At 71.0% G+C, this 21,754-nt stretch carries 12 protein-coding genes and 1 pseudogene; 6 read left to right on the top strand and 7 right to left on the bottom strand.

Annotation, left to right across the window (positions count from 1 at the left end; genetic code table 11):
• Positions 1 to 13: 13 nt before the first annotated feature.
• Both ACIQM0_RS27740 and ACIQM0_RS27735 read right to left on the bottom strand, forming a co-directional pair.
• Positions 14 to 1,834: an amino acid adenylation domain-containing protein gene (locus tag ACIQM0_RS27740; protein ID WP_401291567.1), complete on the bottom strand. Its 1,821-nt coding sequence runs from the start codon at positions 1,832 to 1,834 to the stop codon at positions 14 to 16.
• Positions 1,831 to 7,815, bottom strand: a complete 5,985-nt coding sequence (locus ACIQM0_RS27735; protein WP_401291564.1) for an acyltransferase domain-containing protein — start codon at positions 7,813 to 7,815, stop codon at positions 1,831 to 1,833. The genes ACIQM0_RS27740 and ACIQM0_RS27735 overlap by 4 nt, the downstream gene beginning before the upstream one ends.
• 399 nt (positions 7,816 to 8,214) lie before the next feature.
• Between ACIQM0_RS27735 and ACIQM0_RS27730 the strand changes: the two genes are divergently transcribed.
• Together ACIQM0_RS27730 and ACIQM0_RS27725 are read left to right on the top strand one after the other, a co-directional pair.
• On the top strand, positions 8,215 to 8,466 hold the full coding sequence (locus ACIQM0_RS27730; protein WP_401291561.1) for a hypothetical protein: 252 nt from the start codon (positions 8,215 to 8,217) through the stop codon (positions 8,464 to 8,466).
• Between the two features lie 408 nt (positions 8,467 to 8,874).
• On the top strand, positions 8,875 to 10,344 hold the full coding sequence (locus ACIQM0_RS27725; protein ID WP_401291558.1) for an MFS transporter: 1,470 nt from the start codon (positions 8,875 to 8,877) through the stop codon (positions 10,342 to 10,344).
• 140 nt (positions 10,345 to 10,484) lie between these two features.
• On the opposite strand, the gene ACIQM0_RS27720 is transcribed toward ACIQM0_RS27725, so the two are convergent.
• On the bottom strand, positions 10,485 to 11,000 hold the full coding sequence (locus tag ACIQM0_RS27720) for a DinB family protein (RefSeq protein ID WP_401291555.1): 516 nt from the start codon (positions 10,998 to 11,000) through the stop codon (positions 10,485 to 10,487).
• A gap of 231 nt (positions 11,001 to 11,231) precedes the next feature.
• Between ACIQM0_RS27720 and ACIQM0_RS27715 the strand changes: the two genes are divergently transcribed.
• Positions 11,232 to 12,014, top strand: coding sequence for a polysaccharide deacetylase family protein (locus tag ACIQM0_RS27715; RefSeq protein ID WP_401291552.1), 783 nt, complete (start codon positions 11,232 to 11,234; stop codon positions 12,012 to 12,014).
• A gap of 210 nt (positions 12,015 to 12,224) precedes the next feature.
• Here ACIQM0_RS27715 and ACIQM0_RS27710 read toward each other — a convergent pair whose 3' ends face one another.
• On the bottom strand, positions 12,225 to 12,602 hold the full coding sequence (locus tag ACIQM0_RS27710; RefSeq protein ID WP_401291853.1) for a DUF4259 domain-containing protein: 378 nt from the start codon (positions 12,600 to 12,602) through the stop codon (positions 12,225 to 12,227).
• Positions 12,603 to 12,643: 41 nt separating this feature from the next.
• Positions 12,644 to 13,912: a hypothetical protein gene (locus ACIQM0_RS27705; protein WP_401291549.1), complete on the bottom strand. Its 1,269-nt coding sequence runs from the start codon at positions 13,910 to 13,912 to the stop codon at positions 12,644 to 12,646.
• 275 nt (positions 13,913 to 14,187) lie between these two features.
• Between ACIQM0_RS27705 and ACIQM0_RS27700 the strand changes: the two genes are divergently transcribed.
• Both ACIQM0_RS27700 and ACIQM0_RS27695 read left to right on the top strand, forming a co-directional pair.
• The gene (locus tag ACIQM0_RS27700; RefSeq protein WP_401291850.1) at positions 14,188 to 15,957 is read left to right on the top strand and encodes an FG-GAP repeat domain-containing protein; all 1,770 of its coding nucleotides are present in this window, start codon (positions 14,188 to 14,190) and stop codon (positions 15,955 to 15,957) included.
• A gap of 186 nt (positions 15,958 to 16,143) precedes the next feature.
• Positions 16,144 to 17,127 carry a hypothetical protein gene (locus tag ACIQM0_RS27695; RefSeq protein ID WP_401291546.1) on the top strand — a complete coding sequence of 328 codons (984 nt, stop codon included), beginning with the start codon at positions 16,144 to 16,146 and terminating at the stop codon, positions 17,125 to 17,127.
• Here ACIQM0_RS27695 and ACIQM0_RS27690 read toward each other — a convergent pair.
• Positions 17,124 to 17,393: pseudogene (locus ACIQM0_RS27690) on the bottom strand (alpha/beta fold hydrolase); the annotation flags it as partial. The gene ACIQM0_RS27695 and the pseudogene ACIQM0_RS27690 sit on opposite strands and share 4 nt — an antisense overlap.
• 8 nt (positions 17,394 to 17,401) lie before the next feature.
• On the opposite strand from ACIQM0_RS27690, the gene ACIQM0_RS27685 reads away from it, so the two are divergent.
• Positions 17,402 to 17,998: a TetR/AcrR family transcriptional regulator gene (locus ACIQM0_RS27685; protein WP_401291848.1), complete on the top strand. Its 597-nt coding sequence runs from the start codon at positions 17,402 to 17,404 to the stop codon at positions 17,996 to 17,998.
• Between the two features lie 392 nt (positions 17,999 to 18,390).
• On the opposite strand, the gene ACIQM0_RS27680 is transcribed toward ACIQM0_RS27685, so the two are convergent.
• A complete protein-coding gene (locus tag ACIQM0_RS27680; RefSeq protein WP_401291543.1) occupies positions 18,391 to 21,681 on the bottom strand; it encodes an AfsR/SARP family transcriptional regulator in 3,291 nt (1,096 codons plus the stop codon).
• Positions 21,682 to 21,754: the final 73 nt, after the last annotated feature.

The following is a 21,754-nucleotide window of genomic DNA, read 5'->3' as shown; positions in this document are numbered from 1 at the left end:
CGGGTGGGGTGGCTCAGCTGCCGGTGGAGGTGCGGCGGCCGCGCAGCGCGGCGCGGCGGGTGGTGGCGCGCAGGCGGGCCGACTGGACCACCTCGGGGGTGGCGCCGCTGTCGTCGTCGAGCCAGCGGCCGAGGGAGGAGATGTCGCGGAAGCTGAAGAGGTCGGGCACGCGGACGCGGCGGCCGAACCGCCGGGTCATCAGCCGGGCCAGCCGGACGAGCAGCAGCGAGTCGCCGCCCAGGTCGTAGAAGGCGGCCTGGACGTCGATGCCGGCCGGTTCGAGGCCGAGCAGTTGGCCCCAGATCTCCGAGAGCGCCACCTCGGTCGGGGTGCCGGCGGCCCTCAGGGGCGGGCCTGACTCGGCGGCCGGCGGCTCGGGGAGCGCGGCGCGGTCCAGCTTTCCGCCCGGTGCCAGCGGAAGGGCGGTCAGGAACACCAGGGTCCTGGGCACCATGTGGTCGGGGAGTCCGGTGGCGAGTCTGTCGGTGATGGCGGCCTGGAGTGCGGCGTCCAGCCAGACGCCCTCGCGGGGGTCGTCCGCGGGCACGACGTACCCGACGAGCCTGCTGCCCCGTACGACGGCGGCGGCTTCCCGGACACCGGGGCAGCCGGTCAGCCGGGCCTCGACCTCCTCCAGCTCGATGCGGTAGCCGCGCAGCTTGACCTGGTGGTCGGAGCGGCCGCCGAACCGGAGTTCCCCGTCCTCGGTGAACGTGACGATGTCACCGGTGCGGTACATGCGTTCGCCTTCCACGAACGGGTCGGGCACGAACCGTTCGGCCGTGGTGAGCGGCCGGTTGACGTAGCCGTGGGCGAGGCCGGCGCCGCCGATGTACAGCTCACCGGGCACACCGGCGGGCAGCTTCTTCAGGTTCTCGTCGAGGACGTAGGCGCGGACGCCCGTCGACGGCGTCCCGATCGAGGGTTCGCCGGTCCCGTCCCGCGGCACCGGCTTGAACGAGCAGAAGACGGTCCCCTCGGTGGGGCCGTAGGCGTTGAACACCCGCTCCGCGGCGGTCTCCTCGTACGCCCGGTCCACCAGCTTGCGCCGCAGCGGCTCGCCACCGAACACCACCGTGCGCACGTTCGGCGGCAGACAGGCGGCGTCGAGCAGGCCGTTCATCACCGACGGGACGACGTTGAGGTGGGTGATCCGGTCGGCGTACGGGCTCTCCGGCAGGTGGACGGCGCTCTCCACGAGCACGACGGCGCCGCCGCGGCACAGCGCGCCGAAGATCTCCATCACGGACATGTCGAAGCAGACCGAGCTGGCCGCGGAGACACCGCTCAGGTCGCAGCCGTCGAAGATCCGGTCCAGCTCGGCCAGCATGGCGACGCAGCCGCTGTGGTGGATGGCCACGCCCTTGGGCAGGCCCGTGGAGCCCGAGGTGTAGATGATGTAGGCGGTGTCGCCGGGCACGACGGGTACGGGCCTCTCGCCCGGCCGGGTCGTCACGGTCTCGCCCAGCAGGACCGCGGTCGGGCCGGCCGGGCAGTTGGCCAGGGACGCGGGCGTGGTCAGCAGCAGGCGGGTCCCGCTGTCCCGGACCATGAAGTCCAGCCGCTCGGCCGGGTAGTTCGGGTCCAGCGGTACGTAGCAGGAGCCGGTGCGCAGGATCGCCAGGATGCCGACGAGCAGGTCGGGGGTGCGCTCGACGCAGATGCCCACCGGGACACCGGGGCCGGCGCCTTCGGCGACGAGCTGTTCCGCCAGCGCCCGGGAGCGGGCGTTCAGGTCGCCGTAGGCCAGTACGCCGGCGTCGGAGTAGACCGCGGGGGCGGCGGGGTTCTTGACCGCCTGCTCGATGAACTCGGAGTGCAGGGTCTCGGTCACTGGTCTGTCTCCTCGGGGCGGCCGTTCGGCGCGATGTCCTGGAGGGCCAGGTCGGGGTGGGCGATCGAGGCGAAGAGCACGGTGCGGTAGAGCGCGAGCAGGGCCGTCACGGTCTGCCTCTCCAGATAGCTCGGTTTGTACTGGATGTGGCCGACGACCTCGCCGTCGATGTCGGCCATCGAGATCTCCAGGTCGAATTTGGCGAGGTGCCTGCGCACCGGCAGCGGTTCGAGCGGCAGGGCGCTGCCGGGCGCGATGGTGTCGCCGATGCCGTGGAAGAGCTTCACGGAGCGGGGGAACGCGTCCGAGGAGAGCCAGTTCACGACCACGTCGAACCACGGCGAGCGGCCCTCCGCCCTGGCCGGTTTCAGGGTGGACGCCAACAGGTCGAGCGGGTAGTTCATGTGTTCGAGCAGTCCGAGCGAGAAGGTGTGGACCTCGCTCAGCAGCTCCCGGAAGCTGCGCTCGCCGCTGGGTTCCGCCCGTACCAGCACCGTGTTCAGGTAGTAGCCGATGGCCGACTCCCAGCCCGGTTCGCCGCGTTGGGCGATGGCCGTGGCCAGCACGGAGTCCTCGACACCGGCCGCGCGGTTCAGCGTGGCGAAGAAGCCGGCCAGCACCACGGTGCTGATCGACACCCCTTCCCGCAGCGCGAACTCCCGCAGCAGACGGGTCTCTTCCGCGCTCCAGCGGAACGTGAGGTCGCGGCCCTCGTACGTGACGCCGGGAGGCCGCTCCATGGTGGACAGGTCGAGAGGGGCGGGCGGATCGGCCAGCTTCCGCGACCACCAGGTCAGCGCGGCGTCAGCGGCCGGGCTTGCCAGCCACCGCCGCTCCGACTCGACGAACTCCGTGTAGGGGGCGACCGGCTCCCGGCTCGCGGGGTCCGCGCCCTCGTAGAACTCCTGGAGTTCGCGGATCATCACGTCGGCCGACGCCGCGTCCGACGCGATGTGGTGGACCAGCACCAGCAGGTAGTGGTCCGCCGGTCCCCGCGTCATCAGCACCACCCGCACCAGCGGGCCGTTGTCCAGGTCGAGCGGCAGATGCCCGTACCCGGCCAGCTCCTCGCGCGCCTCCTCGTCGTCCAGCCCGGCGCTGTCCACCACGACGAACTCGTACACCGGCTCGTCCAGGATGACCTGGTACGGGCTGCCGCCCGCCTCGACGAAGAGCGTGCGGAGCGCGGGATGGCGCTCCATCACGGCCTGCACGGCGCGGTCGAGGGCCTGTTCGTCGACCTCCCTCCGGATCCGGGCGGCCACCATGAAGTTGTAGGGCACGGCGTCCGGCGCGACCTGCTGCATGAACCACAGGGAGGCCTGGCCGTGCGACACCGGTGCCAGTTCGAGTCCGAGACCGTCGGCGCGCAACTGGTCGAACGCCGGTGCGTCGGTGGCGTCCAGCAGTCCGCGCGCGGCCAGTTCCTCGACCAGCTCCTCGGCGTCCAGCTCGGACAGGCCGTCGAGGAACGCCCGGTCCTGCCCGCCCCCGGGCGGATCCGGCTGTGACTGGGTCTGTGGCCGGGTATTCCGGGGTTCCTCGCGGACGGCCGGTGCCGGCTCGGGCGCCGTGGTCGCGGCCGGAGCGCCGACGGTCCCGACGACGTGGTCGACGACCTCGGCCACGGTCCGGCCGTCCAGGAACACCACCGGCGACACCCGGTGCCCGAACAGCGACTGCAACCTGTTGACGAGGCGGATCGCCAGCATCGAGTCGAGGCCGAAGTCGCGCGGGGCGGCGCCCGCGTCGAACTTGTCCGCCGGCACCCCCAGCGCGTCGGCGATCTCGCCGAGGACGACGTCCTCCAGCGGCCTGGACCCCACGTCCGCGGCCGCGCCGGTGGTCGCGCTCACCGGCCCGTTCGTCGGTTCCTCGGCCCGGACCACGGGTTCGGCGACCGGTGCCGACGCGGCGCGGGCGCGGGGCTCGGTGTCCAGCCAGTAGCGGTCCTTCTGCCACTGCACGAGCGGGGTCTCCACGACCTCGGCGTCGTCGGTGAACAGTGAGTCGAACGTGAGCGGCACGCCCCTCACGAACAACGAAGCGGCGGCCCCCAGCAGGCAGCGGACGTCGTTCTCGTCACGCCGCAGGGAGTTGACCGCGTGCACGTCCGCGCCACGGGTCAGCGCGATCTCCTCGACCGCGCCGCGCAGCGTCTCGTGCGGGCCGATCTCGACGAAGTTGCCGACACCGGCGTCGACCAGCGCACCGATCGTGTCGGCGAACCGGACCTGGTTGCGCAGGTTGTGCGCCCAGTAGTCGACGCCGACGACCGGGTTCACCGTGTCCGCCAACGCCGTGGAGTGGAAGTCGATGGTGCCCGTGCGCGGGGTGATGCCCTCGACGCGCTCGCGCAGGGGCTGGATCAGCGGGTCCATGCCGGGGCTGTGCACCGGCCGTTCGACCCGGATCTTCCTGGTCGCGATCCCGGCCCGGCGGAGATCGGCCTCCAGGGCGCCGACGGCCTCGGGCGAGCCGGAGACCGCCGCGCTGGTGGGGCTGTTCACCACGGCGACGGCCACGTGCTCCGCGTACGGGGCGATCCACGGCAGCAGCTCCCGCTCCGGCAGGTCGACCGAGATCATGGCGCCCGCGGCGGCCTGCCGTTCGAGCAGGTGCGAGCGGGCGACCACGACGCGGGCGGCGTCCTCCAGCGACAGCGAGCCGGAGACGCACGCGGCCGCGACCTCGCCCAGGCTGTGCCCGACGACCGCGGCCGCCCGGATACCGAGGTCGAGCCAGACCTGCGCCAGCGAGACCTGGAGGGCGAACAGGACGGGCTGCTGGACGTCCATCTCCTCGAAACCGGCCCGGTCCGCCGGGGCGGCGAGCCGGTCGAGCACCGAGCAGCCGCCGGCCGCGCGCACGGCGGCGTCGCAGGCGTGCATCCGGGCACGGAATCCGGCGTGCGAGCGCAGGAGCTCCCGGCCCATGCCGACCCACTGCGTGCCGCCGCCGGAGAACACCAGGGCCACCCGCTGGTCGCGGTTGCCGGCGACCGTGCCGGTGACGACACCGGGGTGCGGCAGGCCGGCGGCCGTCCGGGCGAGCCCGTCCAGGACGTCCTGACGGTTGCGGGCGAGCAGCACGGTCCGGTGGTTGTGGTGGGTGCGCCTGGTCGCGAGGGTGTAGGCCAGGTCGGAGGCCCGCAGGCCCGGGTCGCGTTCGACGTGGTTGGACAGCTCGCGGCAGGTGTCGGCCAGCGCGTCCGCCGAGCGCGCCGTGACGGGCACGAGCTGCACCTGCTCGTCGGCCGCGACGTCGCCCCGGCCCGGCGTGACGTGCCGGCCCCGGTCGCCCGCGGTGAACGGGCCCGTCGTGACGGGGTGGCCGGCGGCGTGCAGCGCGCCGAGCGAACCGAGCAGGGTCCTGGCCTCGTCGGCGCCCCGCCGCAGCGAGGGCAGGGTGGCCGCCGGGAGGATCTCCGCCACGGACTTGAGCAGGACCGGATGCGGGCTGAGCTCGATCACCGCGTCGATGTCGTGGCCGCGCAGGGCCGTCAGGGCGTCGACCACGCGGATCTCGCCGCGCAGGTTGTCCGCCCAGTAGTCCGGCCCGAGCTCCGCGCCGTCGACGCGTTCGCCGGTGACCGTGGAGATCATCGGGATGCGGGTGGTCCGGGGCCGGATGCCGTCGAGTCCGGCCCTCAGCGGTGCGAGGACGTGGTCGACCAGCGGGGAGTGCGGCGCGTGGCCCATCCGCACCCGGTGGCTGGTGATGCCCTCGTCGCTCAGCCGCTGGACGAGCCCGTCGATCTCCTGGGGTGTGCCGGTGACCAGGGTGGAGCTCAGGCCGTTGTGTCCGGAGAGCGTGAGCCCGCCGCTCAGGTACTTCCCTGTGACGTCCGCGCCGGTCGTCACCACGATGCCCTCGCCGCGTCCGACGGCCAGCTGCTGGAGGAGCCGGCCGTGGCAGGCGGCCAGCCGCGACGCGTCGTCGAAGTCGAGCGCCCCGGCGATGTGGGAGGCGGCGAACTCACCGACGCTCTGTCCCACGACCACGTCCGGCTCCACCCCCAGTGAGCGCCAGGCGTCGGCCAGCGCGACCTGGATGCAGAACAGCAGCGGCTGGAAGACGTCCATGTCGTCGATCCGGCCGTCGGGCGCCAGCATCTGGTCGATGAGCGAGAAGCCCAGCAGCTCCCGCATCCGCTGGTCGGAGCGCACCATGGACCGCCGGAACACCGGCATACCGGCGAGCAGTTGCCGCCCCATGCCCACCCACTGCGACCCGTTGCCCGAGAACAGGAACGCCACCCGCGGCACGCGTTCCGCCTGCTCCCCGACGCTCAGCCCGTCGGCCGCCGAGCCGGCGGTGAAGGCGTCGAGCTGAGCCCGGAGCTCGGTCAGGTCACGGGCCGCGGCCGCCAGCCGGAACGGGCCGCCGTTGTGCGTCCGCCCGCAGACCGCCCGCAGGTCGTTCTCGTCCCGCAGCGCCGATACCCGCGCGGCCAGCGCCTCCCGGGAGTCCTCGGCCAGCAGCAGGAGCGAGCCCTCGGGATGCGGCAGTTCCTCGACGACGACGTGGCAGATCGCGCCGCCGAAGCCGAACGAGCTGACGCCCGCCCGGCGCGCGTCGGACCGTCGCGGCCACGCCGTCAGCCGGTCCTGGACGGTGAGGTTGTACGCGTCGAACATGACCTGCGGGTTCGGGGAGGCGTAGTGCAGGCTCGGTGGCAGCACGCCGTTGCGGATCGACAGGGCGAGTTTGACCAGGCCGACGATGCCGGCGGCGGCCTCCAGGTGCCCGACGTTGGACTTGACGGAACCGAGCCGCAGCGGCTCCGCGCGGTCACCGCCCAGGACCGCGCCGATGGCGTTGGCCTCGATCGGGTCGCCGAGGGGCGTCGCGGAGCCGTGGCACTCGATGTAGTCCACCAGCCGGGGTGCGATACCGGCCCGGCGGTAGGCGTTGCGGAGCATCAGCTCCTGCGCCTGGGGGTTCGGCGCGGTCATGCCGTTGCTCAGGCCGTCGTTCTGGGACGAGCTGCCCTTGATCAGGCAGTAGACCGGCAGGCCGCGCTCGATGGCCACGCTCAGCGGGGCCAGCACGACGACTCCGGCGCCCTCGCCCCGGACGTAGCCGTCGGCCCGCGCGTCGAACGGCTTGCAGCGGCCGTCCGGGGCGAGCGCGCCCATCTGGGCCATGGCGGTGTAGTAGTCGGGGACGAAGCTCAGGTTCACGCCGCCGGCCAGGACCAGTTCGCTCTCGCCCATCCAGATCGACTGGCATCCCACGTGCACGGAGACCAGCGATCCGGCGCAGGCGGCGTCGATGGCCATGCTCGGGCCCTGGAGGCCGAGGACGTAGGAGACGCGGTTGGCGATGATGCCGTCGTGCATGCCGGTCGCGGTGTGCGGGGTGATCCGGCTGTCGGGGCCGCGGTAGTGCGCCAGCGCGGCGTAGTCGCCCCAGCAGGAGGCCATGAACACACCGGTGTCGCTGCCGACGAGGCTCTGCGGCGCGACCCCCGCGTCCTCCAGCGCCTCCCAGGCCAGCTCCAGGACCAGCCGCTGCTGGGGGTCCATCTGGACGGCCTCACGGGGTGAGATGCCGAAGAACAGCGGGTCGAACCGGTCGATGCCGTCGATGAATCCGCCCCAGCGCACCGCGTCGCCCAGGAGCTCGCGCCGCGCGGCCGGCACCGGGCCGACGGCGTCCCGGCCCTCGGTCAGCAGCCGCCAGAACGCGGACGGGTCCGGTCCGCCGGGGAACCGGCAGCCGATGCCCACGATCGCGATGGGCTCGTGCGATCCGGTACGCCGCTCGCGGCCCGGGGCGGTCGCGGCCGCGGGCGGACCGTCGACGAGCACCTGGGACAACTCGTCGATGGTCGGGTACTGCCACATCCAGGTGACCGGAACCTTCAGGCCGAGGAAATCGGACAGCGAGGCGGCGATCCGAGACAGCTTCAGCGAGTCCAGACCGTACCGGTGCAGCGGTGCCCAGCGGTCCACCGTGTCCCTGGACACGTCCATCAGATCAACCACACGAGAAATAAGGAATTCTGTTACGTCGTGCACATCACGTGCTGCGTGCTCCTGGGGCATTTCGGCTCCTCGGCAAGGCAAATGAAATGTACTGGTAGAGCTTGCGGCCGGTTGCTTGAGGGCGCGGAAACTCCGTCAACCATGCGGTAACAGCGGGAAATGAGGTGGCCGTGGCACGTATGCGGGCATGCGTGCATACGCGGCCGTGTCCGGTGGTTGTCAAAAGGGATCAGCCGGCGCACAGGCGACCGGACCGAAGAACGCGTGAATCAGGGATTCGCTCGGCCGTGCCGAGTTCCGTACGGGAGCCGCTCGCGGGGAGACCCTCTCAGGGGCAGGGGGATCCGGGCCGGGCGGGACAGGAAGTCCCGCCCCGGAGAGCGCGGCATGGCTGTCGAGAAACTGGTACGCGCACCGAGACCCAACCCCCGTCAAGTCGTCCTGGCCGAACCGGATTCCGATCCGGTTCGGCATCGCTGCCCGGCAGTTCGAGCGCCGGGGTGCATCATCCGTTTCCTGGCCGAGCCGATCAGCGACCGCATTGTCCTCGGTGACATGCGGACGGAACTCGTCCTCCGCACTGCCACTGCCGATGAGCGCCGGGATTACATTTTCCTGGTCAGTAACTATGCGGACTGACGTGGACCGGAATAAGAGGCACTCGCCCGACCGACGCACATCAGAGTGCCACTCGGCGAATGGGGAGACAAGTGTTCTTCGCGGGTCAGGAGATGCGCTGGCGAGAACTGGCCCCCGGGTGACTGGTTCGCCGTCTTGCGCTTCTCCGGAAGTGCGGCGGTCCGGTCGTCATGGCCGAGGAGCGGGGGTGGCCTGGACAGCGGGCGGGCCGCATTGCAAGCTGCTCGGCATGAAATACAGCAACCACGAACGGGTGTCGGCCGACGCCCGCGCGGCCGGCTTACCGACCGGGGCCGCGTACCCCCGACGACCGGACAGCGGGGCGGGAATCCACACCCCGCCGGCCGGTCCGGCAACCACCGCCCCCCTGCCCGGCACAGCCGTGAGCGCGTTCGCGGGGAGTGCCGCATGACCGGTACGGGGGCGATACCGCGGGGCCGTCCCGGCCTGGCCCTCGCGGTGCTGGCCGGGGCGCTCGCCCTGGACGTGAGCGGTCTCGGAGTACTCAACGCCGCTTTGCCGTCCGTCGGAGACCGGTTCGGTCTGGCGGACAGCACGCTCCAGTGGGTCATGATCGCCTACGCGGTGACGTTCGCCGGGTTCCTGCTGGTGGGCGGCCGGCTGGCCGATGTGCTGGGCCGGCGGCGGGTGTTCGAGTGCGGGATCGCCCTGTTCACGGTGGCGGCGCTGGTGGGCGCCGTGGCGCCGAGCACGGGCGTGCTGCTCGGGGCGCGGGCGGCCCAGGGCATCGGCGCGGCCCTGTCGGGTCCGGCGGCGCTGGCCCTGCTGACCGAGGTGTTCCCGGCCGGTCCGGCGCGCAACCGGGCCTTCAGCGTGTACGCCGCGGTCGGCGCGGCGAGCTTCAGCGGCGGGGTGCTGCTGGGCGGGGTGCTGACCCAGTTCTTCGGCTGGCGTTCGGTGCTGTGGTTCTCGGTCGTGCTGGGGCTGGGCGTGCTGGCGGTGACGCGGGCCGGTCTGCCCGGCGGTGCCGGGCGCGGTGGCCGGCTGGATCTGCCCGGGGCGGTATCGGGCACGCTGGGGCTGACCCTGCTGGTGGTCGGCGCGAGCAGTGACGGCGCACTGGCGTGGAGCGCGCTCTGTGCCGCGGTGGCCTTCCTGGCGCTCTTCGTGGTGCGCGAACACCGCACCGCCGACCCGTTGCTCCCGCTCGGACTCTTCCGGGTCTCCTCGGTACGGGCCGCGAGCCTGGCGGCGTTCCTCCAGTACATGGGCTCGGTCGGGATGCTGTTCTTCGCGCCGCTGTATCTGCAGGGGATGCTGGACTACTCGCCGCTGGAGTCCGGCCTCGCGCTCGTCCCGATGTCGCTCGCCGTGTTCCTCACCGCGAACTACGCCACCGGCCGCCTGCTGGCCAGGCACACCCCGCGCACGCTGATGGCCGTCGGGCTCGTCCTGATCGGCGGGGGAACAGCGCTGTGGATGACCACACCGCACCACGGCGGCTATGCGCTGCACGTGCTGCCCGGCCTCGTCATCAGCGGGATCGGCCAGGGGCTGAACTTCCCCTCGATGACGTCCGCCGGGCTCACCGGTGTCGCGCCGGAACGGCACGCGGTCGCCGGTGCGGTGAATGTCGTGGCGCAGCAGATCGGCGCCAGTGTCGGCGTGGCGGTCATGGTCCTGGTCGCAGCGACCAGCGACGACCGGCTCACCGGCTACCACCTCGCCTACCTCGTGGCGGGCATCGCCTGTGCGCTGGGTGCGGTGTCCATCGCCGTGGTGCGGCGGGCACCGGACGCGAAGCGGACACCGTCGTCCGGTACACCGACATCCGGTACACCGACATCCGGAACACCGACATCTGAGACGCAGACATCTGAGACGCAGACCGTCATGACGGCGCGGCCCGAGGACTGAGGGCCGGTCACGCGGCACGGGGCTTCCCGGACGCGGCGCTCGGCCCCGCCGGGCCGTCCGCGTCCGGGGCACGCGAGTCGTACGGGACTCAGGACACGACCTATCGGACGGGACTCAGGACACGACCTATCGGACGGGACTCAGGACACGACCTGATAGATGCCGGTACTGCCGTCGATGCTCTCCCGGATGATGTCGGCGTGTCCGGCGTGCCGGGCGGTCTCCTCGATCATGTGGAGCAGGACCCACCGCAGGTTCCGGTCCATGAGGTCGGCCCGGCCGCACGGGGCGTCCAGCTCCAGGCCCGCGGTGATCTCGCGCGAGGTGGCCGCCTGCTCCTCGAAGTAGGCCGTCCAGTGCTGCACGGTGTCCTGCTCGCCGACACGGAAGTCCTCGGCGTCCCAGTCGCGGTCCTCCGGCTCGGGCCACTCGCCGGGGAGCACCCGCCCCGCCACGATGACCTGGAACCAGCGGCGTTCCCAGAGGGCGGAGTGCTTGAGCAGGCCCAGCAGGGAGAGCGAACTCGCCGTCGGTGTCCTGCGGGCATCCACGTCCGAGACGCCCCTGATCTTCCGCAGCAGATCGGCGCGCTGCTTGTCGAGGAACCCGCAGAGGGCTTCCCGCTCGGTGGATATCGAGAACTGATCGGCGGTCATGGCGCGGACGCTACCGGACCACCGATCCGGCCCGGCCCCGCACCGTCAACGGCACCACGCCCCTCCCTCCAGCGGCCGTTCGGGCCGCTCGGACCTGTCGCGGAACCCCTTCGAATGTCGCCGGCCCCCTGCAGATTTGTCCGCGATCGGTAACCGAGGGATCTTGTGAGGGTGTTCGTGTGTCTTGATGGGTGCACGGCATCGGCGGAGACGACAAAGGGGCGGGCGGACATGGCGAAGCACAAGGGAAGGGGATGGCACAGCCGGCTTCTGGCGGCGGCACTCGGAGTGACGGCGCTGGCCGCCGCGACCTCGGTGTGGACCGCACAGGCCGAGACCGCCGGAGGGCGTCAGCCGCAGGCGCACGCCTCCTCGCCGGACGGCCGGGCCCAGGGCGGGAAGGCGGCCAAGGTGGCTGAGGACATCGCGCACGCCTCGGACCGCGGCGCCAAGGGCGTCAACATCACCATCGACGACGGACCCGACCCGACCTGGACGCCGCAGGTGCTGCGACTGCTCAAGGACAGCGGTGTGAAGGCCACGTTCTGCATGGTGGGCACGCAGGCCCAGGCGCACCCCGACCTGGTCAAGGCGGTCGTGGCGGGCGGCCACCGGCTGTGCAACCACACGGTCTCGCACGACACCGCCATGGACACCAAGTCCGAGGCCTACCAGTCCCAGGAGATCCTGGACGCCGAACGCATGATCACCAAGGCGTCCGGTGGCGTCCGGCCGCAGTACTACCGGGCCCCGGGCGGCGCCTTCACCCCGTACAGCCGGCATCTCGCCGCGTCCCGGGGGATGCGGCCGCTGGGCTGGAACATCGACACCAAGGACTTCGAGCATCCCGGGGTGGACACCATGGTCGCCACCGTGAAGAGCGAGATCTCCAACGGGCCGACCGTCCTCTTCCACGACGCGGGCGGTGACCGCTCCCAGACCCTGGCCGCTCTGCGCCAGGTGCTGCCCTGGCTGCGGGAGCAGGGGTACTCCTTCGGCTTCCCCGTGCGGTGAGTGCGGCTCTCCGCCCGCACGGACGCCAAGTCCCGCCCGGTCAGCCGCGGTCCGGGCCCCGGACCCGTGGGGCGTCGCGGGGACCCCGTAACGCCTCACGTGGTGAACGCCGTTGGCACCCGGCACGGATCCCGTCCGCCCCGCCGCGAAGACACTCGTCAGCAGCCTGCGCCACCACAGCCTCGTCAACGGTCCCGTGAACCAGCGCTCCTACCCCGCCGCTGCCGCCGCCGACGCCTCGGCCAGGCGCTCGAACGTCTGGTTGAGTACCGCCCTGCGTTCGTCCTTGTACGCGGGCTTCGGTTCCAGGCCGTCGATCGTCCGCTCCCACACCGCCAGGAACGTCTTCTGCCAGGTCCGGATCACCTCGGGCGACGGGAGGGTCGGGCCCACCCATCCCTGCCGGTCCAGGAGGAGGAGCAACTCCAGGTTGCAGGGGACGGTCACACCCCAGTACTCGTCCGGTTCCAGCTCCACCGGATCGCCGGCCATCGCCTCCGTCACCTCGGTCACCAGCCGGCCGGCCAGCTCCGCGAGATGATCGGCCGCCGTGTCGCTGTCGAAGTTGCCCGCGCCCCACGTGCCCACTGTTCCGCCTCCGCGTCGTGCGTCGTCGTTTCCGTCCTTCATCACAGCAGACGCCACTGACAGCCGGGGCCGGCCGCGGGAAGCCCGATGTACGTGCGCAAGTCCGCTTGCGTGGCCGGAAGTCCGTGAGCGGCGAGGCTCTCGCCGAGGTCTCCCTCCGTGTTCCACCAGCCTTCGGGCAGGTCGCCAAGGGCGTACAGAAGCTGTTGCTGGGGGCGGGGGAGCCGCGCGTACGGGGGGCGGGGGGCAGCCAGGGGGCCGGGGAACAGGTCCGGCAGCACCGCCTTCGCCATGGACGCCCGTTGTGTCGCGCTGACGGACGGCAGGCAGGCGGCGACCGCGGCGCGTGCGGTGGGGGAGGGCGGGAGGGCGAGCAGAACGTCGGCGGTGTGGCCGTGGAAGTCGCCCCGGCCGAAGTCGGTCGCGGGTACGGGCGCGGGGGCCGTGGCTGCGGCAGCGAGTACGGCGACGGCCCGGTCGAGGAGCCGGCCGTCGAGTGCGGCGCTGCGGGCGGTCTGCGCGAGGGCGGCGGCGGCGGCCCAGCGTACGAGGCCGTCCTCGGCGTCCAGACCTGCGGTGAGGGGGTCCGGGAGCGTCTTCGGGCCGAGGATGCCGACGGCTACGAGCAAGGTGGCCCTCGCGACGGCGTCGTCCTCGCGCGAAGCGAGGCCGAGCAGGAGAGGCAGAGAGGCGCCCGCCAGTTCGGGGAACCAGGCCAGCAGGTAGGCGGTCCTGGTGCGCACCCGGGGGTTCTCATCGTCCAGGAGGCGGCACAGGGACGGGAGTTCGGCGCGTACGGCGTCGTACGAACGCATCGAGGAGTCGCGGGGATCGACCGGGTTGCCGGCCGCCAGCCAGTCCCGGGTGTCCCGCAGATCGCGGTGCCGCTGCTCGTCCTGCTCGGCCGCCAACTCCGCGTCGTACAGGGGGAGAAGCTTCTCGGAGGAGTTCTCTGCGGCCTCCGCGCGCCACGCGGCGATGTCGGCCCCGTCGATGATCTCGCACTCCTCGTCCCGGTCGACCGCGAGTCCGGTCAGCAGCCTCAACGCGTCTTCCCGGGCCGGGTCCGGGCCGGTGAGCGCGATCCGGGCAAGGAACGGCACGGCGTACGGTGACGCCTGGCAGCGGACGCCCTGGTGCGCGAGATGGTTGAACAGGTCGCTGAGGGCCTGCTGCCGTGCCTGGTCGTCATCCCCGCACAGGGCGCGCAGTTGGCCGGGGACGTCGGTTGCTGTCCCGTAGGCGTGGTTCAGGTGCGCCCAGTCCACTTCGTCGAGGCCGGTCAGCAGGTCGTCGTCCGCGGAGATCACGGCCGCATGATGTCAGACCACTCGGACACCGGTACCCGGCCTCGACGGGCGGGCCTTTCCGCCGGTGGCGGAGGGGATGCCTCCGGTGGTGACGCCTCCGGTGGCGCGGCCGGGGCGCAACCGGCTGCGTCACAAACCACTCTGTTCCCGGGAGTCACAGTTGTAGAGTCTGTGAACATCCCGGGAACTCTTCACCACGCATGACGTGCATGTCAGGCGTCCGTGAACGCGTTCTCCCGGTTCCACCACGTACCCCTGGGGGGGCTTTGTCTTCTGTGGAACCCGGCCGTGCCGTTTCCGCGCGCTCCAAGCGCGCGCGGCGGATCGCGGCCTGCACCGCACTCGTTCTCTCCGCCGGCATGCTGCTGGCGGCTCCGGCCTCGGCCGACGACGCGGCGCCCGCACCGCGTGACACCGCACCGCGTCTCACCCCTGACCAGGGTGCGCAGCCGACCCTCGTCCTGCCGAAGCGGACCGCGAAGAAGCCCGAGGCGGCCGCTGCCTCCGGCGCCGAGGCTGCGGCCTTCCCCGCGAAGCCGCGCTTCGATGTCGACGGCGACGGGCACAACGACATCATGTACCGCAGCGCGGACGGCGAAATGCACGTCATCCGGGACTACTGGAACGGCGCCTTCCAGTACACGATCCACCGCGACGACTACGACGAGCTGGCGAAGGACATCATCACGCCGGGCGACCTCGACGGCAACGGCAAGCCCGAAGTCCTCACCCTGTCCGCGGTCGGCAAGCTGTCGCTGTACCGGAGCCTGGACGCATACGACACCAGCAAATCCACCTGGTCAGGCGGCGGGTGGCAGAAGTACAACAAGGTCGTGGCTACCGGTGACCTGAGCGGTGACGGCCGCGGCGACCTGTTGGCGCGTACGCCCTCGGGCGACATCTACGCGTACCGGTCCACCGGAGAAGTCGACAGCGCGCCCTTCAAGGCCGGCGTCAAGGTGGGCTACGGCTGGGACGCCTACGACCAGATCGTGGCTGTCAACGATTCGAACAGCGACGGCATCGGTGACGTCTTCGCCCGGACTCCGTCCGGTGACCTGTACTTCTACGCCGGTACGGGCGACATCACGAAGCCGTTCAAGGCCCGCTGGAAGACCGGTTACCGCTTCGACGCCTTCAACCAGCTCGTCGGTGTCGACGATGTCGACGGCGACGGGCTCGGCGACGTCATCGCCCGCAGGCAGAACGGCGACATCTCCATCTACCGGTCCACCGGGTACGGCAGTCTCACGACGCCCGTCTCCGCCGGCACCGGATGGAGCAAGGCGTCGCTGCTCGTCGGCGCGGGCGGCAACCCGGACTACGGCAAGCACGAGATCGAGGCCCGGACCCACGAAGGCGAACTCTGGGGCTACGAGTCCAGGAACAACGGACAGTTCTTCCCCCGAGCCACCGGCAACGAGAGCGGCGAGCCCAGCGGCGGCGGGAACACGGGGTCGCGGGGGCTCGCCTCGTCGCTCGACAACGACGGCCTCCCCGATCACACCTTGCTGTACCAGGGCCAGCTGTTCACCGGGCCCCACTTCATCGGCCTCGGCTGGGACGTCTACGACAGCCTCACCGGTCCCGGCGACCTGAGCGGTGACGGCAAGGGCGACCTGCTGGCGCGCGACCGCAAGGGCGACGTGTACCTGTACCAGGGCAACGGTCTCGGCTCCAAGTTCGCGACCAAGCTCAAGGTCGGCTACGGCTGGGACACGTACAACCTGATCGTCGGCGCCGGTGACCTCAGTGGCGACGGGCTCTCCGACGTGGTGGCCCGCGACCGCAAGGGCGACCTGTACCTCTACCGGGGCACGGGCAAGGCGTCCGCGCCCTTCAAGGCACGCGTGAAGATCGGTACCGGGTACAACATCTACAAGTTGTTCGCCGCGCCGGGTGACTTCAACGGTGACGGCAAGGCCGATCTGGTCGGCGTCGACGGCAAGGGCGACGTGTACCGCTACACGTCCACCGGCACCGGGAAGGTCGACAAGCGCGTCAAGATCGGCTACGGCTGGGACATCTACAACGGCATCTTCTGATCCCTGCGCTCCGCCCGAAGCGCCCTCTCTCCCAAGGTCCGCGGCGGAGAGGGCGCTTCCGCGTGGGTCCGCGGCCGGCGTCCCGAAACGCGGTAGTGACCTCCGGGCCGGAGAACGGCACCCCGCCCGTCCTGCGTCCTTGCCAGGGACGCAGGACGGATCCGGAACGTACAGAAGGCTCGCCCCATGACGCACACCACGCAGCACGACCGCACGTTGCCGCCGACGAGCGGCAGCCCGCAACGCGGCGTCACCGCAACGACGTTCGCCGTCCTGCGGCGGCATCGAGGCACGCTGGGCGGTGCGACGGTCCGGGTCGTCGGCCTGTCCGGACTGGCCGCGCTCCTGATGACGACCGCGATATTCGCGCTCGCCTGGCCCGTCTTCACGCGTATGCGGAACCAACGCATCTGGTACCACTACCTTGAGGACCCCTACCTGCACGACCTCACCGACCTGGTACGGGTCGCCCTCTGGACGCTCCCGCTCTACCTGCTCCTCCTCGGCACCGGCAGCGCCGCCCTGCAGACCGTGTGCTCCCGGGCGGTCGCGGCAGGGCCCGGAGAACCGCTGGAAGGGGACCCGGCACGTGCCGCGGTCTCCGCGCGGCTGCGACCGCTGCTCGCCGTGTACGCGTTGCGCGGCCTGATCGTATGGTCCCTGCCGTTGCTCGCCGGAGTCGTGGCGCACCGGCTCACCGGCTACCAGCTCGACACCCCGTTGCCCCTGGAACGCGGCTCGGCGGCCTACACACTCGTCAAGGCCTCACCCGTGGCCGCCGGGTTCGCCGCTGTGCTGCTGCGCCTGGCGCTCACCCTCGCCCCGGCCGCCGCGGCGGACGGCCTCGGCGCCCGCGCGGCGCTGCGCCGATCCTGGTCGCTGACGTGGACGCGTGCCGGAGCGGCCCGCGTCCTCGCCCTCGCACTGCCGCTGACCGCGCTCACCGCGGGGATGCTCCGGCTGGTGGTGCAACTCGCCCTGCCGCTGCGCCCCTTCGTACGCGATCTCCTCGAACAGGCCACGGGCAACTTCTTCGCCGCGTATTACGCCGGCATCCTCACCCCCGTGCTCATCGGCGTCCTGGTCACCGCGGCGGTGCTCGGCCCCCTCAGCTGCACGGCCTTCGCGGTCCTCCACGACCGGCTACGGCCGACCGGCGCCTCTTCCTAGGGAGGGCCGTTGACCAGGTCGGGGTGTTCGAGCTGCGGTACGTGGCCCGTCGCCGCGACGATCTCGGCGCGGGCGCGGGGGAGGACACGGGGGACGCGCTCCAGCTGCCGCTTCGGGTGCACCAGCAGGCTGCGCTTGCCCATGACGAGGTAGAACGGCGTCCGGATCGACCCCAGCTCCTCGTCCGACAGCGGCAGCGGGGCGGGGCGGCGTATCCGGAAGGCACGGACGCTCGCCCGGACCAGCGCCCGCAGTTCGGGAACGACGCGACCAGATCGCAGAGGCGCTCATCCGCGTGGCCGGACGGCGAGGACTGCACGCCGTCGGGATGCGGGACGTGGCCGCCGAGGCCGGTGTGTCACTCCGGCTCGTGCAGTACTACTTCGAGACCAAGGAGAAGCTGCTCTTCTACGGGCTCCAGCACCTGACCGACCGCTTCACCGCACGGGTGGCCGCCCGTCTCCGCGCCGCCGGTACGGACCCGGGCCCGCGCGCGACGACCGAGGCGCTGCTGCTGGCCTCCCTTCCGACCGACGAGGAGGGCCGCACCTTCCACCTCCTCTACACCTCCTACTCGATCCTGTCCGTGACCGACGAGACGCTGGCCGCCCAGCCCTTCATCGACAAGCCCGACGCGGCGGAGAACGCCCTGACGGGGCTGCTCGAACAGGCCCAGGCGTCGGGCCTGGCCGATCCCGGTATCGCCGCCCGCATGGAGGCGATCAGCCTGCTCGCCATGACGGCGACCATGGGCACCAGCATCCTGGTGGGCCAGCGTGGTCCGGAGTCGGCCCTCGCGGTACTCCATCACCATCTGGACCGGATCTTTCTGACCGCAGAGGCGTCGGTGCGCTCGGCTGACGTCGGCTGATGGCTCGTCAAGAGGCGTCTGGGGCATGGAAAGAGGCCCAGGTCACCGACCTGGGCCTCTCTTCATGAGCCGGCGACGAGAACCGAACCCGTTCTCCGGGCTGGGGAACACTCGCCGCCCGGGCGGCCGGCACGCCACTGAACTGCGGTGATGCCCTCGACGGCAGGGTCTGGCCGCTACGTCACACCCGGGCGTGGGTGTGACGCCTCATATCATGATGCATTCGTACTGCTGGGCTGCCTTCGGGGATGCCGCCGCGACGGCTGTCGCCGTTCCTGTCACCAAGACGGTCAAGCAAACGAGGGTGGTGACCGCCAGGATTGTGCGCACGTACCATGTTCCTTCCGTGGTGATCTTGAGGCGGAAGGATAGCAAGATATCGAGAGGCAGTTCTATTCGCTGCGCGTCATGGAACTGGCATCCGAACCGTTGTCACGTATGTGTTCGATTTCATTCAGGCGGCGACCGATTCTGCGCGCATCAACAGTGTTTCGATGTTGAACCAATTCAAATGCGTGACGCAATGTCATGCGCGCTTCATTGACGTCTCCCGCCGCGAGTCGCACCTCCGCCAGCAGTATCCGTGCGGCGGTCTCCTCGTCGACGTCATGCGTGCGGGTGGCGACAGCCACGGCCGCTCGAAGCCGGTCGGTCGCGACGGTCAGGCGGCCGTCGGCCAAGTCCGCGCGCCCGAGGCGGCGCAGGGCTTCGGCCTCGTGGTGAGCTGTTCCTATCTCCTGTGCGATCTTCAGTGCTTCGAGGAAGTGCCGGCCGGACTCCTCAGTGCTCCCCAGTCGCCAGTACGCCTCGCCTATCCCGACCAGGGCTCCGGCCTGGCCCTTGCGGGCGCCGAGGGACCGGAACTCCGACAGAGTTTCACTGAACATGACAAGCGCTGTGGCGGACTCACCCGATTCCGTGAGGGCTTCGGCCAGATTCCTGCGTACGGTCGCACGGTCGTACCGGCTTCCGTCGGCTTCCAGGAAAGACAGAGATTCCTCGAACGAACTACGGGCCGAAGAGAACTCGCCCGCCTGCATCTGTAATTCGCCCATATTGTTGAGCGTCTGGGCGGTCGCGACTTTGTCGCCGGCTCGTCGAAAATCTGCGAGCGCTCCCTGGAAATGCAAAAGCGCCCGATCCCGTTCCCCGAGAAACAGCATGGTCACCGCTATGTTGTTTCTGCTGCGCGCTTTGTCCCAGAGGTCGCCCGAGAGCGACTTGATGGCAAGGGATTTCTGCAACAGGACGAGGGCCTTGCGATTCTCGCCGAGATGCCAGTTCAGCGTGCCGAGGACACGTAACGCCTCGGCCTCGGCAGGTCCGTCACCCAAGGACCGCGCGAGCTCCAGCGCCCGCTCTCCCGCCTCCCCGGCCTCCGCGTAGTCCCCGAGGCTCGCGTCCGCCGCGCAGAGGTCGATGAGGGCGCGGCAGAGCGCCGGCCCGTTGTCGTCCGTCCGGTCCCAGTGGGCGACGGCGTGCCGCAGGAGCTTCTTGGCGTCCTGCCAGTAGCACTCCGCCTGGAGGAACCCGGCCAGTGTGCACGCGAGTCGGGCGGCCGTCCCGGGGTCGCCGTTGCGCCGGACGTGGTCCTCGACGGCGAGGAGGTTGGCGCGTTCCGCGGCCAGCCAGGACCGTGCGGCCGTGGCATCCGGCAGGGGCGGCCGAGGCGTCGGCGGGAGCGGTGCCGGTGCGGCCGGCCGTATGCGCCGGGGATATGCCATGCGATCCGCGAGGTCGGCCGTCGTGACGTAGAAATCCGTCAGGCGGGCGACGGCCTGTCGGCGCTCCCGCTCACTGTCCTCCGCATCGGATAGGCCATGGGCATATTCATGCAGCAGATCGTGGTAGCGATAGCGGTCCGGTACGGGCTCTCTGAGTAGATGACACGCGAGTAGGCCCTCGAGTAATCGCTCCGTCGTGTCCTGAGGCAGACCCAGTAGGGCGGCCGCCGCGTCAGCGGTGAAATCCGGTCCGGGATACAGCCCGAGACAGCGGAACGCGGTCCGTTGCTGCGCGGTGAGCGTCCGGTAGGAGAGCGCGAACGCCCGCGTCATCTCCTGTTCCTGATCCGCGGTGCGAATTTCCGCCAGCCGTCCGGGACTTCGGGCGAGGCGCTCGGCGAGGACGGCCAGCGTCCAGGACGTACGGGCCCGGAACCGGTGCGCCACCAGTTCGATCGCGAGGGGGAGGTACCCGCACAGGCCCACGATCCGCGCGGTCTCCGCGATGTCGCGGGTGCGTGCCTCTCCCGCGAAGCCGCGGAAGAGCGTGATGGCGTCCTCCTTCGACAGGACGTCGAGCGGGACCGACAGCGCCTGGGGGATGCCGGTGAGGTGCCGGCGGCTTGCGATGATCGTCAGGGACGGCGAACCGCTCGGCAGCAGCGGGCCGACCTGTTCGGGGCCGGTCGCGTCGTCCAGGATGATGACCACGCGCCGCTCGGCCAGCATGGTCCGCCACAGGGCCGTACGCCCCTCCAGCTCCGCCGGAATGGAGAAGGCCGGCGCACCGAGCAGCCTCAGCAGGGTCGCCAGCGCCGCCCTCGCGGTCAGCGGTTCCTGGGCGGGGGAATGCCCGCGCAGATCGATGTACAGCTGACCGTCCGGGTACCTCTCGGCGAGCAGGAGGGCCGCAGTCACCGCAACCGCGGTCTTCCCCACCCCCGCCATGCCGGTGACCGCTTCCACCGCGACGACCGATCCGCCCTGCGCGCCCTTGTCGACGATCATCGAGGTCAGGGCCCGTAACTCCGACCGGCGCCCCACGAGCAACGGTTGCTGGGGCAGATTCCGGCGCGGCGGCACCTCGGGCGGAAGCGCAGCGGATACGGGCGCCTCAGGCACAGGCGTCTCGGGCGCGGGCACCGGAGGCGCACCGGCAGCGGCCGTGAGCGGAACGGCCGTGCGCTCCGTACCACTGCCCCCGTGTGCCAGCTCACGTGCCGGTACCCGGGCCAGCACGCCCTGGTGGATCAGGTCCAACTCGACGCCGGGCAGCGCCCCGTACTCCGTCATCAGTGACTTCCGGGCCCGCTGGTGGACCCGGAGCGCGTCCGCGTACCGTCCGCTGCCGTAGTACGCGATCATCAGCTGTCCGAGCAGCGTCTCGTCCCCGGGATACCGCTCGACGAGCGCGGACAGCTCCCCGACCTGCTCGGCGAAGCGCCCCAGCCTCAGGCCGGCCGCGATGCGTGACGTGCCGGCGCTGAGCCGGGTCTCCGCGAGCGTCTGCCGTACGGTCGCCGCCCAGAACCCCGGCAGTCCCGCCAGCGCCTCGCCCTGCCACAACTCCTCCGCGCGGGACAGCAGTTCCACCGCCCGCGCGTCGTCGTCACTGGTGAACGCCGCGTCGACGAAGTGCTGGAAGCGCTGCCGGTCCACGGAGTCACGCGGGGTCCGCAGGGTGTAGGTGTGGGCCTTGCCGACGATGGTCGGTGCGCCCGGCCCCGTACCGGCCGCCCGCAGCCGCCGGCGGATACGCGAGACATAGGTGTGCGCGTTCTCGCGTGCGCGTGCGGGCGGGTCACCGTCCCAGAGCCGTTCCATCAGCTGGCTGATCGCGACAGGACGGCCCGCATCAAGAGCGAGCGCGGCCAGTAACACCCGTTCTTTGTCCGATCCGAGCGTCAGCCAGTGCCCGTTCAGCCGCAGCCCCACCGGTCCGAGAATCTGGAATTCCACCAGCGCCCCCGCTGGTCCGTCGGATGGCCCACGAGCATGTCATTTCGCGGCCAATATCGCCATACACCGTTGC

Source organism: Streptomyces sp. NPDC091387, assembly GCF_044756945.1.
Classification (GTDB): domain Bacteria; phylum Actinomycetota; class Actinomycetes; order Streptomycetales; family Streptomycetaceae; genus Streptomyces.
The sequence above is the reverse complement of the archived record's forward strand: the minus strand, read 5'-3'. Positions and strand labels throughout refer to the sequence as shown.

Bases quoted from the DNA above. Each gene is read 5' to 3' on its own strand.
- ACIQM0_RS27735 (WP_401291564.1), bottom strand. From the start codon at position 7,815: ATGGACGTGTCCAGGGACACGGTGGACCGCTGGGCACCGCTGCACCGG.
- ACIQM0_RS27730 (WP_401291561.1), top strand. From the start codon at position 8,215: ATGGCTGTCGAGAAACTGGTACGCGCACCGAGACCCAACCCCCGTCAA.
- ACIQM0_RS27725 (WP_401291558.1), top strand. From the start codon at position 8,875: ATGACCGGTACGGGGGCGATACCGCGGGGCCGTCCCGGCCTGGCCCTC.
- ACIQM0_RS27720 (WP_401291555.1), bottom strand. From the start codon at position 11,000: ATGACCGCCGATCAGTTCTCGATATCCACCGAGCGGGAAGCCCTCTGC.
- ACIQM0_RS27715 (WP_401291552.1), top strand. From the start codon at position 11,232: ATGGCGAAGCACAAGGGAAGGGGATGGCACAGCCGGCTTCTGGCGGCG.
- ACIQM0_RS27695 (WP_401291546.1), top strand. From the start codon at position 16,144: ATGACGCACACCACGCAGCACGACCGCACGTTGCCGCCGACGAGCGGC.